At 74.4% G+C, this 13,735-nt stretch carries 4 protein-coding genes; all 4 read right to left on the reverse strand.

Features of this window, described 5'->3' with window-relative positions; all coding sequences use genetic code 11:
* Positions 1-13 precede the first annotated feature (13 nt).
* The 4 genes from ACFVXH_RS35865 to ACFVXH_RS35880 all read right to left on the reverse strand — a co-directional run bounded on the left by ACFVXH_RS35865 (position 14) and on the right by ACFVXH_RS35880 (position 13,642).
* Positions 14-1,738: a phytoene desaturase family protein gene (locus tag ACFVXH_RS35865; RefSeq protein WP_387830275.1), complete on the reverse strand. Its 1,725-nt coding sequence runs from the start codon at positions 1,736-1,738 to the stop codon at positions 14-16.
* Positions 1,725-10,970, reverse strand: a complete 9,246-nt coding sequence (locus ACFVXH_RS35870) for an amino acid adenylation domain-containing protein (RefSeq protein ID WP_387830278.1) — start codon at positions 10,968-10,970, stop codon at positions 1,725-1,727. The genes ACFVXH_RS35865 and ACFVXH_RS35870 overlap by 14 nt, the downstream gene beginning before the upstream one ends.
* Positions 10,971-11,042: 72 nt before the next feature.
* Complete coding sequence (locus ACFVXH_RS35875; RefSeq protein ID WP_234348325.1) at positions 11,043-11,900, reverse strand: sterol desaturase family protein; 858 nt, start codon at positions 11,898-11,900, stop codon at positions 11,043-11,045.
* Positions 11,901-12,208: 308 nt separating this feature from the next.
* Complete coding sequence (locus tag ACFVXH_RS35880; protein WP_387830280.1) at positions 12,209-13,642, reverse strand: helix-turn-helix domain-containing protein; 1,434 nt, start codon at positions 13,640-13,642, stop codon at positions 12,209-12,211.
* Between the last annotated feature and the right edge of the window lie 93 nt (positions 13,643-13,735).

A 13,735-nucleotide genomic window follows, 5' to 3' on the forward strand; every position in this document is an offset into this window, starting at 1 on the left:
GTGGTCGTCCCGCTCACTCCGCCACACCCACTTCCGCCACTCCTGCCTCCGGCACTCCCACGTCCGGCGCTCCCACGGTGGCGCGGTCGAGTTGCGGCAGGCGGCCCCACTTGCCCGCGTGCCAGGGTTCCCGGTTGTCGCTGGGCCAGGCCCGGAACGGCCGGCCGAGCTCCCGGCAGAGGTACTGCGCGGCGAACCGTCCGCTGGTGGCGGCCCGGATCAGCCCGCCGAGCGCGGTCCACTGGCCCGCCATGGAGAAGCCGCTCAGCCCGGGCAGCCGCATCCGGTCCTTGTTGACCAGCCGGTTGGCGGCGTCCTCGGCCTCCGAGAAGGCCTGCCAGGCGAGGATGCTGCCGTAGGTGTTGCCGGTGAACCGCTCGGTGGTCACCGGCGAGGCGACGTCCACGAGTTCGATCCGCCCGCCGAGCCCGGGGTACGTCCGCTCCAGGAACTCCCGGACGAACGAGGCGACTTCCTGCTTGCGCGCCCGGTAGGCCCGGCGGTCACCGGTCCGCAGGTCCTTCCAGGAGCGGTAGTCGCTGAAGTAGGTGCAGTGCAGCACCGACTTGCCGGGCGGCGCGAAGCCGTCCGCGTAGGAGGACCGCAGCTGCACCACCAGGCTGCGCTGGAGCGAGCCGGGCAGCCGCTCGCCGTCCTCGGGCGTCAGCAGGTAGGTGGTGCTGTGCGGCTCGCCCTCGGGCAGCGGTCCGTCGATGCCGACGAAGGCGGAGACCACGGCCGGGTACAGGTTGCCCGGCTTGTCGAGCAGTTCGCCGTACAGCTTCTCGGTGGCGGGGCTGGAGTAGCGGCCCTCCAGCAGCCGTTCGAGCACCGTCGGGCCGTCGCAGGCGGCCACCACGTGGTCGGCGAAGTGCCGGGTGCCGTCCTTGAGTTCCACCCCGATCGCGCGCCCGTCCTCGATCAGGACGCGCTCGACCCGGCAGCGGTAGCCGATCACCCCGCCGAGCGAGGTGTAGCGCTCCTCGACCGAGCGCGCCAGCCCGAGCGAACCGCCCTGGGGGAAGCCCGCGTTGCCGTTGTGGGCGGCCGCCAGGGTGTAGAGGTACGGCAGCAGCGGGAAGCCCTCGGGCTCCTGGAGGAACATGTTGGGGAAGGCCCGCCGCAGCAGCGGGTCCTGGAAGCGCTCGGCGAAGCCGCTCATCGGGGTGGTCGCGGTGCGCCAGAACAGCCGGAACGCGGGCAGGACGGCACGCAGGGTGCGCAGCCGTTCCGCCGTGGTGCGCAGCGGCGGCGGGGTGAGCTCCCAGGGCAGCTCCATCGCGGCGTAGCGGCGCAGGTCGCGGCAGAAGGCCCGGATCGGCTTGGCGTCGCCGGGTGCGAGGGCCAGCAGGTGGGCCTCGAGCCGGTCCGGGTCGCCGTAGAAGGTGACGGCCCGGCCGCGTTCGTCGACCACCCGGTTGAAGGTGTCGAAGCGGGTCACCGACTTGCCGTCCAGGGCGCCGAGTTCGCTCCAGACCTGGTGCGCGCCGGTGCCCTCGGCGGTGCCGATCAGCCAGTCGATGCAGTAGTCGAACAGGTAGCCGTGCCGGGACCACGCGGTGCAGCAGCCGCCGGGCAGCACGTGCTTCTCGAAGATCCGGGTCTCCAGGCCGCTCATCTGCGCGTAGCAGCCGGTGGCGAGGCCGGCCAGGCCGGCCCCGATCACGATCACCCGGGGCGGGCCGCCGGCGGCCCGCTCCCTGCCGGACCAGTCCGGCCCGCGGTCAGCCGCGGCCATCGGCGGTGCCCCCGGCCAGGATGGCGCCCGCCAGTTCGGCGTTGCGGGCGGCGAAGTCCCCGTCGAGCATCTCGGCGTGGGCGCCGTGCCCGACGTACACCGCGGTGCCCGTGGCGGAGGCGCCGTGCCAGGAGCCCGGTTCGCCGCCCACGTGCACGGAGAGCCGGTCGCGCTCGCAGACCACGTCCAGCTGGGCCCTGACCGTTCCGGTGTTGGGCGTCCGGCTGCTGAACTCCAGGTAGTCCCTGGCCTGTTCGAGGGTCTCCTGGGCGACGATCCGCGAGCCGGTGTGGCGGTGGAGGTGCTCGTGGAGTTCGCGTTCGAAGACGGCCAGGTGCTCCTCGCCGAGGTCGAAGGCCTCGGTGACCCGGTAGGCGTCCACCATCAGCACCGAGGCCACCGTGCGTCCGCGCCGCTCCAGCTCCTTGGCCACCTCGAAGGCGAGGTTGCCGCCGAGCGAGTAGCCGAGCAGGACGTACGGTCCGGCGGCGTGCAGCTCCTCGGCCAGGTCCGCGTAGCGGGCGGTCTTGTCGTCGCCGGTCAGGTAGTTGAAGGAGGCGATCCGGTGTTCCGGCAGGTGCGCGGCGAGCTGCCGGTAGACCAGCCCGTGGCCGCCGGCCGGCGGGAAGCAGAAGACCGTGTGCTCCTCGGGCGCTCCGGCGTTGAACCAGAGGTAGGGCTCGCCGCCGGCCACCTCGCCGGTGATGATCTGCTCGACGGTGCGGGCCATGCCGTGCAGGGTGGTGACCTTGAACAGCAGGCCGACCGGGATGCTGATGTTGAACTCGCTCTGGAGGTGGTGGATCAGCTCGATGAGCCGGATCGAGCTGCCGCCGAGTTCGAAGAAGTCGTGCTGGAGGCCGACTTCGTCCAGGCCGAGCAGGTTCCGCCAGTGCTCGGCGACGCTGGTCTCGTAGAGCGTGACGGGCGGTTCGTGCTGGGCCCCGGCGGTGTCGGCCTTGGGCTCGGGCAGGGCCGCGAGGTCGACCTTGCCGTTCGGGGTGAGCGGCAGGGCGGGCAGTTCGGTGAGGTAGGAGGGGATCATCACGGTGGGCAGGTGCTCGGCCAGGTGGCGGCGCAGTTCGCGGCGGTCCAGCACGGTGCCCTCGGCGGGCACCACGTAGGCGGCGAGGACGGCCTCGCCCCGGGTGTCCTGGCGGACGGCCACGCAGGCCTGGGCGAGTTCCGGGCGGGCGGTGAGGTGGGCCTCGATCTCGCCCAGCTCGATCCGGTGGCCGCGGACCTTGACCTGGTTGTCGATCCGGCCGAGCAGGTGCACCGTGCCCGCGGCGTCCCAGTGGCCGAGGTCGCCGGTGCGGTAGAGCCGCGCGGGCGTGCCGTCGAGGTCCAGGGTGACGAAGCGCCGGGCGGTCTGCTCCGGGTCGTTGGGGTAGCCGGCCGCGACGCCCGCGCCGCCGATCCACAGTTCGCCGGGCACGCCGACCGGGACGGGCTCGCCGTACGGGTCCAGGACGTACACGGCGCTGTTCGGGAACGGGCGGCCGATCGGCACCATCCGGCCGGGTTCCAGCCGGTCGGTGGCGCCCTCGTAGTAGGTGCTGTCGACGCTGGCCTCGGTCAGCCCGTAGGAGTTGACCAGCCGGGTCCGCGGGCCGCACAGGGCGCGCACCCGCTGGTGCTCGGCGGCCTTCCAGGAGTCGGAGCCGACGATCAGCAGCCGCAGGAAGTCCAGCGGCAGGCCCTCGCGCTCGCAGTGGGCCAGCAGCGCGCGGGCCACGGCGGGCACGAACTCGCCGCCGTCCACGGCCTCCTCGCGCATCACCCGGTACAGCCGGGCGGTGTCGAAGAGCAGCTCGCGGTCGACCAGGACGAGGGTGCCGCCGGTGCTGAGCGCCCGGGCGAGGTCGCCGGAGAAGACGTCGAAGGCGGTGCCGGCCATCTGGAGGTGCACCCGGACCTCGGTGTCCAGCCGGTACTCGGCGCGCCAGCCGGCGGTGACGGCGGCCAGGTTGCGGTGGTCGACCCGGACCCCCTTCGGACGGCCGGTGGAGCCCGAGGTGTGGATCAGGTAGGCGGCCCGGTCCGGGTCGGCGGCGGGCAGCGGTACGGCGCCCCCCAGCACGGGCCGGTCCAGCTCCTCCAGGGTGACCGGTGTGGCGGGCAGGTCGGCCGGGAGCGGGCGCCGCTGGTCGACCACCACCAGCGCCGCTCCGGCGTCCGTGACCTGGTGGGCGAGCCGGTCGGCCGGGTGCCCGGGGTCGAGCGGCAGGTAGGCGGCGCCGGCCCGCCAGATCGCCAGCAGGGTGCTGATCAGCTCGGGCGACTTGTCCAGGCAGACCGCGACCACCGAGCCCTCGCCGACGCCGAGTTCGCGCAGCCGTACGGCGGTGCGCTGGGACTGCCGGTCCAGTTCGCCGTAGGTCAGCCGGCGGACGCCGTCCCGGCCGGGCGCGACCACCGCGACCGCCTCCGGCCGCTCGGCGGCGGCCTTGGCGATCAGCTCCGGCACCGGGGTGTCGTGCTCGATCCGGCGCTCGGCGCCGCTGAAGCCGGTGAGGATCTCCCGCCGTTCGGCCTCGCCCAGCATCCGCAGCCGCCCGACCGGCTCGCCCTCGGCGGCGCGGGTCATGGCGTCCAGCAGGTTGCGGTAGTGCGCGGCCAGCCGCTGGACGGTGGCGGGCTCGAAGAGGTCGGAGTTGTACTTGAAGACGCAGTGGAAGCAGCCGTCCGCGCGGTCCTCGTAAGCGGACAGCGTGAGGTCGAACTGGCCTTCCTCCTCCGGGAGTTCGATGTACTCCAGGCGGTAGCCGAAGCGCTCCACGGCGACCTTGTGGGTGAGCAGGATGAACATCGCCTGGAACACCGCGGAGCGGCTCGGGTCGTGCTGGAGCCCCAACTGCTCGACCAGCAGCGGGAAGGGGTACTCCTGGTTGTCCAGCCCGCCGAGCACGCTCTCCCGCACCCGGGCCAGCAGGTCGGCCACGGTCGGCTCCCCGGCCAGGCTCACGTGCAGCGGCAGCGGATTGACGAAGTAGCCGTAGACCGAGGCGAACTCCTCCTGGGTGCGGCCGGTGACCGGGCTGCCGACCACGATGTCCGGCTGCCCGGACCAGCGGTGCAGCAGCAGGTAATAGGCACTGAGCAGCACCATGAACGGGGTGGCGCCGTTGGCGCGGGCCAACTCGTGCACCCGGGCTGTGAGTTCGGCGTCCAGCTGGAAGAACTCGGAGGCGCCGTTGTGGGTCTGCACGGCCGGGCGCGGCTTGTCGGTGGGCAGCGCCAGCACCGGCATCTCGGCCGGCAGGTGGCCGCGCCAGTAGTCGAGCATCCGCCGGGCCTCGGGCCCGGCCAGGAAGCGGTTCTGGCGGTTGAGGAAGTCCAGGTAGCGGGCGGGCACCGGGGGCAGCTCCGGGGTGCGGCCCTGGCGCAGCGCCTCGTAGACCTCGAACAGCTCCTCGATGAAGGTGAAGGTGGAGATCGCGTCCGAGACGATGTGGTGGACGGCCTTCATCAGCACCCAGCGGTCCGGCCCGCGCCGGAACAGCCGCAGCCGGACCAGCGGGTCCTCGGCGAGGTCGTACGGCCGCCGGTACTCACGGACGATCAGGTCGTGGATCTCCTCCCACGGCCGGCCCTCGACGTCGAACAGCCCGGTGTCGGCCTCGACCTCCTCCCGGATGCGCTGGACCGGGCGGCCCTCCTCGGCGGTGAAGGCGGCGCGCAGCTCGGGGTGCCGGGCGACCAGGAACCGGAAGGCCCCGAACATCAGCTCCGGGTCGAGCTCCGCGCGGACCTCCACGGCGCCGCCGATGTTGTACGCGAAGCCGTCCGGGTGCAGCAGGCGCAGGAACCAGAGCGCCTGCTGGTTGTGGGTGAGCGGGAAGCGGGACTCGTCGGCGTACAGCTCCACCTCGGCCTCGGCCGGGCCGCCGGCGGCGGCGAGCCGCTCGGCCAGGCCCTCGGTGAGCAGGTCGACCAGGTCGCCGAGGCTGCCGTTGCTGAGCAGGGCCACCACCGGCAGGGCGACGCCCAGTTCGCCGTGCACCCGGGCGCGCAGCTCCATGGCGAGCAGCGAGTCCAGGCCGTGCGCGCCGAGTCTCGTGTCGGCGTCGATCCGTTCGGCGGCGATCCGCAGCACGGCCGCGGCGGCGGCGGTCAGCCGCTCGGCGACCAGCTCCCGGCGGGCCTGCGGGTCGGCCGCGCGGTAGGCGTCCAGGAAGCCGCCGGTCTCGGCCGGGGCCTGCTCGGCGGCGCTCGCCGCGAGGTCGGCGACCAGCGGCGGCGGCGCCGGGTACCAGGCGAGGAAGGTCGGCCAGTCGACCACGGTGGCGACCAGCAGCTGGGCGCGGTCCTGGCCGAGGACGCGCTCCAGGACGGCCGTTCCGGCGTCCGGCGGCAGCGAGCTCATGCCGCGGGCGTCGCGGTAGTGGGCGACCAGGCCCAGCTCCTCGATCATGCCGGTGGCCCACGGGCCCCAGTCCAGGCTGAGCCCGGGCAGCCCCTCGGCCCTGCGGTGGTGGGCCAGGGCGTCCAGGAAGGCGTTGCCGGCCGCGTAGTTGGTCTGTCCGGCGGTGGTGAGCAGCGAGGCCACGGAGGCGAACAGCACGAAGTGGTCGAGCGGTTCGTCACTCAGCAGCCGGTGCAGCAGGTGGCCGCCGACCACCTTGGGGCCGTAGCCGGCGTCGAAGGCCGGACGGTCCATCTGGGCCAGCAGGGTGTCCTTGACCTGCCCGGCGAGGTGGAACACGCCCCGGATCGGCGGGAGTTGGCGCTGCCGGTAGTCGGCGAGCCAGCCCGCGAGGGCGGCCTCGTCGGTGACGTCGACCGGGGCGAGCAGCGGTTCGGCGCCGAGCGCCTGGAGTTCGCGCAGGAAGGCGATCCGCTCGCCGACGGGGGTGTCCGGGTCGGTGTACGCCCACTCCGAGCGCTCCGGCAGGGCGGTACGGCCGACCAGGATCAACCGCCGGGCGCCGCGCCGTACGAGGGTGCGGCAGAGCAGTCGGCCGAGCGCGCCGAAGGCGCCGGTGACCAGGTAGCTGCCGTCGGGGCGGAGGACCGGCGGCAGCGGGCGGGTGAGGCCCTCGGCCTGCCGCAGCCGGCTGGTGAGCCGGCCGCCGGCCCGCAGCGCGATCTCCTGCTCGTCCCGGGCCGCGAGTTCGGCGAGCAGCGCCTCGGCCTGCTCGGCGGCGTCGACGGCCGGGTCGAGGTCGATCAGGGTGCCGCGCTGGGCGACCAGCTCCTGCTGCCACAGCACCCGGCCGATGCCCCAGGCGGGGGCGCCGAGCGGTTCGACCCGGTCGCCGGGGGCGGCGGGCTGGGTACCCCGGGTGACGATGTGCAGCCGGCCGTCCGGGCGGGCGGCGGGCAGGGCCTGGGCGAGGGTGATCAGCGAGTAGGCGCCGAGGGTCGCGAGCGGGCCGAGCCGGTCGGCGGTGGTGGCGGCCAGCGCGGGCTGGTCGAGGTTCCAGAGGTGGACGACGGTGCCGAAGGCTGGGTCGAGGTCGGCGAGCAGTCGCCGGACGTCCTCGGCGGAGTCGGGCCGGACGGTCGAGTGCCCCTCCCCGTGCCGGTACTCGTCTCCGGGCCGGACCAGGTGGCAGCGGGTGCCGCGCCCGGCGGCCAGGGCCGCCAGGCGGTCGCCGAGTCCGCCCTCGTCGGCGAAGAGCAGCAGGTCGCCGGGGGTCTCGTCGAGGGGCGCCTCGGCGGCGGCCACCCAGTCGACCTCGGTGAGCCAGCCGTCGATGGTGGACAGCCCGACGGAGGCCGGGGCCTGGGCGACGTCGGCGACCCGGAAGCCGGTGACCCGGCCGACCGGGGTGCCGTCCTCGGTGTAGAGCGCGAGGTCGCCGACGAGTTCCTCGCCGCTGTCCCGGGTGACGGTGGCGTGCACCCAGAGCGGGCGGTCGCCGATCGCGTCGAGCCGGACCTCGGCGATCGAGACGGGCAGCCGGACGCTGCCGCCCTCGGGCACCGCCAGCCGGGTGGTGAGCAGGGTCTGGAAGCAGCCGTCCAGCAGCACCGGGTGGAGGTGGTGGTCGGCCGCGTCCGGGCCGAGCTGGGTGGTCGGCCGGATCCGGGCCAGCGCCTCGCCGGGGCCCGCCCACACCTCGGCGATGGCCTGGAAGGCGGGGCCGTAGTCGTAGCCGCGTTCGGCCAGCTGCCGGTAGCAGTCCGGGCCGTCCAGGTGCCGGCCCCGGGCGCGCAGGGCGTCCAGGTCCGGTGCGGGGCCGTAGGAGCGGCGCTGGCCGGTGCGGACCCGGCCGCCCGCGTGCACGGTCGGCTCGCCGCCGGCCGGGGTGGAGGCGATGGTGAAGCGGGCGTCCTCCGGCGCGTAGCCGAGCTGGACGGGGACGGGCTCGGTCTCGGAGAGGAACAGCGCCCGGTTCAGCTCGATCTCGGCCAGCGTCACCTCGGTGCCGCCGGTCAGGGTGCGGACGGCCTGGGCGGCCATCTCCAGGTACCCGGCGGCCGGGAAGACCACCTGGCCCTCGATCCGGTGGTCGGTCAGGTAGGGCAGCCGCTCGGGGTCGAGGGTGCCGGTCCAGCCGGGCTGGGCGCTCGCGGTGCGGCGGCCGAGCAGCGGGTGGTCGAGCCGCCCGAGCCGGACCTGCTCGACCGGCTTGGGCTCCACCCAGTACCGGTCGCGCCGCCACGGGTAGGCCGGCAGCGGCACCGGGCGGCCGGCCGGGTGCAGCGCGTCCCAGCTCAACTCGACGCCGAGGGTGTGCAGTTCGGCGAGGCTGCGGGCGAGGCGCTCGGGCTCGTCCTGCTGCCGGCGGATCGACGGCAGGGTGTGCGCCTGCTCCGCGCACTCGCGGATCGCGTGGCCGAGCACCGGGTGCGGGCCGAGCTCCAGGAACAGCCCGTGCCCGTCCTCGGCCATCCGCTCGACGGCGGCCCGGAAGCGCACCGGGTTGCGGACGTTCTGCCACCAGTACTCGCCGTCCAGCTCCGGCCCTCGGGCGAGCCCCTCGCGGGCGGTGAGGTAGAGCGGCAGCCGGGCCGCCTGGGGCTTGATGGCGGCGAGCGCGGCCACCAGCTCGCCGCGGATCGGGTCCATCCGCACGCTGTGGTAGGGGACTTCGACGTCCAGCAGGCGGGCGAAGACGCCCTGCCGGCGCAGCTCCTCGGCCAGTTCGCCGAGGGCCTCGGCGTCCCCGGCCAGGGTCACCGCGGAGGGGCTGTTGACCGCGCCGAGCGAGACCTGGGAGCGGTACGGGCGGATCCGGCGCTCCGCCTCGGCCTCCGGCAGGCCGACCGCGAGCATGGTGCCGGTGCCGGCCAGGCGCTGCTGGAGCCGGCTGCGGGCGAGTACCACCCGGACGGCGTCGGCCAGGTCGTAGACCCCGGCCTCGTGGAAGGCGGCGACCTCGCCGGTGCTGTGGCCGACCACCGCGTCGGGGCGCAGGCCGTGGCTCCGCCAGAGCGCCGAAAGCCCCACCTGGACGGCGAAGTTGGCGGGCTGGGCCAGCCAGGTCTCGGCCATCCGGGAGTCCGCCTCGTCGCGGTCCAGCTCGGTCAGCAGCGACCAGCCGGCCTGCGCGCGGATCTCCCGGTCGACGGCCCGCACGGCCTCCCGGTAGACCGGCTCGTGCTCGTACAGCCCCCGGCCCATGCCCCACCACTGCGGGCCCATGCCGGTGAACACCCAGGCCAGCCGGCGCTGCCGGCGTTCCCGGGCGTGGCCCTGGACCACCCGCGGGTGCTCCTCGCCGCGCTCGTACGCGGCCAGCGCCTCGTCCAGGTCCTCCCGGGTTGAGTAGACCACGCCGAGCCGCTCGGGCAGGTGCTGGCGGCGGTGCGCCAGGGTGTGGCCGACGTCGGCGAGGGGCGTCCCGCCGGCGAGCTCCTGCCGTACGGCGGCGGCCAGTTCGGGCAGTCCGGCGGCGTCCTTGGTGCTCAGCGGCAGCACCGTGCGGGCCGGCTCGGCCACCGGTGCGGCGGGCCCGGGCCGCGGCGGCTCCTCCAGCAGGACGTGGGCGTTGGTGCCGCCGAAGCCGAAGGAGTTGACGCCGGCCCGGGCCGGGCCCCGGTGCTCGGGCCAGTCCACCGGGGCGGTCGGGATCTCGAACGGCAGCGCGTCGAGGTCGATGCCGGGGTTGGGCCGCTCCAGGTTGAGGTGCGGCGGGATGCGGCGGTGCTTGATCGCGAGCGCGGTCTTGATCAGCCCGGCGACGCCGGCCGCCGCCTCGGTGTGCCCGATGTTGGTCTTGACCGAGCCGACGTAGCAGCGGTCCCCGGCGCGGCGGCCGACGCCGAGCACCCGGCCGAGGGCGGCGGCCTCGATCGGGTCGCCGACCGGGGTGGAGGTGCCGTGCGCCTCGACGTACTGGAGGCTGCCGGGCAGCACCCCGGCCTCGGCGCAGACCCGCTCGATCAGGGTGACCTGGGCGTCCGCGCTGGGGACGGTGATGCCGTTGGTGCGGCCGTCCTGGTTGACGCCGGTGCCGAGGATGACGGCGTGCACCGGGTCCCCGTCGCGCAGCGCGTCGGAGAGCCGCTTGAGCACGACCACGCCGACGCCCTCGGCCCGGACGTAGCCGTCCGCGGAGGCGTCGAAGGCGCGCGAGCGGCCGTCCGCGGAGAGGAAGCCGCCCTTGGTCTCGGCGATCGTGTACTGCGGCGCCATGTGCAGCAACGCGCCGCCGGCCAGGGCGAGTTCGGTCTCGCCGCGGAGCAGGCTCTGGCAGGCGAGGTGGACCGCGACCAGCGAGGAGCTGCACGCGGTGTCGATCGAGACGCTCGGCCCGCGGAAGTCGAAGCAGTGCGAGATCCGGTTGGACACCATCGTCATCATGGTGCCGGTGGCGGTGTGCGCCGCGATGGTGGCGAAGTCGAGGTCGGCGAACTGGAGGATCTTCCAGTCGAGGGTGAAGGCGCCCATGTAGACGCCGACCTCCCGGCCGGCCAGCTCGCCGGGGCGCAGGCCGCCGTCCTCCAGGGCCTCCCAGCTGACCTCCAGGAGCTTGCGCTGCTGCGGGTCCATGTGTTCGGCCTCGCGCGGGCTGATCCCGAAGAAGTCCGGGTCGAAGGTGTCGAAGCCGTCGATGTAGCCGCCCCGGCCGCCGATCAGCCGCCCCGGCTTGGCCCGGTCCCTGCTGCCCAGGGTGCCGGTGTCGTAGCGGTCGGCGGGCGTCTCGGTGAGACAGTCCCGGCCCTCGATCAGGTTGCGCCAGTAGGACCGGTGGTCGTTGGCGTGTCCCGGCAGGCGGCAGCCGATACCGGTGATCGCGATGCGTTCGCGGGGCACGGCGAAGGGCGAGGAGGTCATGATCCAATCCGGGGTGGTGATGGCGTGGCGCCGGGGGCACGGGCAGGTGGGAGCGGCCGCTCGGGCCGGGTGTCAGACGGACTGCTCGGTGGTCTTCGCCCGGCGCCAGGGGTGCAGCAGGGTGGCGCCGAGTTCGCCGGTGGCGGGGAACGCGGCCGGGTCGGTGAGGCCGACGGCCTTCGGCACTCGGCCGGGCCGCCAGGTGAAGCTCCCGAACACGTGGTCCCAGAGCGAGAGGTCGGAGGCGTAGTGGCCGGCTTCGGCGAGGTCGGTGCTGTGGTGCAGGCGGTGGAGTTCCGGCCCGGCCAGGACGTGGCCGAGCGGACCGATGCGGACTTCGATGTTGGCGTGGACGAAATACCCCTGAGCCAGGACGAATATTCCGACCACGAACACTGAATCCGCCGAGAATCCGATCAGCGCCAGCGACAGTTGCACCACGGACTGCGCGACGAACACGTCCAGGAAATGATTCACGCCGTTGTTCGCGACGTTCACCTTGTCCGGGACGTGGTGCACCCCGTGCAGCCGCCAGAGCCACCTGTTGCGGTGGGACCAGCGGTGCACGAGGTAGTCGCCGAGCGAGCCGACCAGCAGCGCGAGTGGGATCTCCACCGCGAACGGCAGCGCCGGGTGGGCCGGGCCGAGCACCTGCACCAGCGTCGCCACCAGCCCCTGGGCCAGTGCGCCGCCGACCATGCTCAGCGCGAAGTAGACGCTGTACCAGCCGAGTTCACGTCGGCTCGGATGCCAGTCGGTCCGGTACGGGATCACCCGCTCCAGGACCGCCAGGTAGACGAGGACGGCGATCAGGAAGAGCGGGGAGACCCGGTCCGGCCCCCAGCGGAAGTGCAGGGTCGCGACGGCTGTGCACAGCACACCCAGGAGCAGCAGCGGATGGGCGAGCCGGCGGGCAATGGCTGACAGCACGCGCCCCCCGTTCTTCGCGGACTAACGACTGGAAACGTCAGAGACTCTAGCGGGCGACGCGCGCCGTGACAGTCATTCGACGTGTTAACTCCATGAATGACCCGATCGGCGGACTATACGCGCACGAAGTTGACGTCTGTGCGGCGCGAAGGGGGCGCATTGTCGAGAAGAAACGGGACTTGACGGTGTGTGACAACAGTCGTGCAGATCTTCGAGCGCTGATGTGCGCCCCTTCTGCGCCGCCCCGCGCGGCTACCGATCCGGCCAAATCCCACGGCCGGCGCCCCGGCTCCCGGAGCGCCCCCGGATCAGGAGCGGGCCGGCTCCGCCCATCGGTGTGCGGCACGGGGCGCGTGCGCCGCGAGACGGTCGCGCAGACCGCGCAGCTCGTACTCGACCAGCGCGGGCAGCGCGGTCGCGCCGGTCGCCTCCAGGGCGGGGCCGAGCAGGTCGACGGCCGTGGCCGGGTCGTGCGCGCAGACGTGGCAGTCGGCCGCGCGGACGATGAAGAGCAGACGGCTGGAGGGCAGTTGGTCCGGGCCGAGCAGGCCGAGGGCGGTCTCGGTGGCGTCCAGCGCCCGGCGGGCCAGCCGGGGGTCGTCGGTGGCGGCGGCGAGGTCGCGCAGCGCGGCCGCCGCCGCGGACTCGACCCGCATCCGCATCGAGGCGATGGAGAGCCAGGGCACGTCGACCTCGTCCTCCGCGCCGATGTGGTCCAGGTGCGACCGGGCCAGGTCGATCTGCCGGACGGTCGCCCGCACGTCGCCGGTGAGCGCGTGCGCCCGGGCCCGGCTGATCCGGCCCATCGCGCCGGCCCAGTGCCGGTCCGGGGCGGCCCGTTCGATCTCGCGGGCGTAGCCGAGGGCGGCGACCGGGTCGCCATCCAGCCGGGCCAGGATGCTCATGTCGCTGAGCGTGCCGACCTGGGTGGCCCGGTCCGCGGCCAGCCCGGCCCAGGTGAGGGCGCGGTCGTAGCAGGCCATCGCGGTGGCGTTGCGGCCGTCCTGCATCCGCAGCGCGCCGGCCGCGTGGGCGTGCTCGGCGGCCAGCCGGACCAGCGGGCCGCGCTGCCCGGCGGGGGCGGTGGCGAGCCTGGCGAGCACCGCGCGCAGGGTGCGCTCGACGGCCGCGACCAGGACCGGGCGGTCGCCGGTCTCGCCGGAGCGCAGGCGGGCGGCGAGCAGCCCGGTCAGGGCGTGTGCGGTGACGGCGTCCAGCGGGCGGGCGGCGGCCGGGTCGGCGATCGCCTCGGCGGAGCAGAACTCGGCGTGCAGGGCCGCGAGTTCCCCGGGCTCGGGGACGGCGCAGCCCTCGGCGCCGTGCAGCGGACAGAGCAGCCCGTAGTCCGGCAGTCGCGGCGGAGCGGGCGCCGGGGGCGGGGCGGGCGGGCCGGACGGTGCGCCGCCCGGCAGCGGGGGCCGGAGCAGGGCGGGCGAGATGGCGTCCGGGTCGCACAGTTCGGCGTTCTCCGCGCGCTGACAGGCGGCGCTCAACTCCCCGGCGGCGCCGAGGAGGTCGTCGATCCGGTCGGCGACCCTGGGGGTGACCCGGCGGGCGCCGTGCTCGATCTTGCTGACCGCGGTGTGGTCGTAGCCGATCCCGGCGCCGAGCTGCGCCTGGGTGAGGCCCGCCCGGCGCCGCCAGTGCCGCAGCCGGGCGCCGAACTCCCGCCAGGCGTCCTGCCCCCGGCCGGTCGGCGGTGCCGGCACCGCCGCCGCAGGGGCCACACGGTTCCGCTGCACGGCTGCCTCCCCGGGCGCGTCGTCCCCGGCCGGCCGCCGGGCCTGTCGACGATTCCAGTGATTCCGACGACTCGGATCAGGAGGACGGTACTC

This window comes from Kitasatospora sp. NPDC058184, from assembly GCF_042883725.1.
Taxonomy (GTDB): Bacteria; Actinomycetota; Actinomycetes; order Streptomycetales; family Streptomycetaceae; genus Kitasatospora.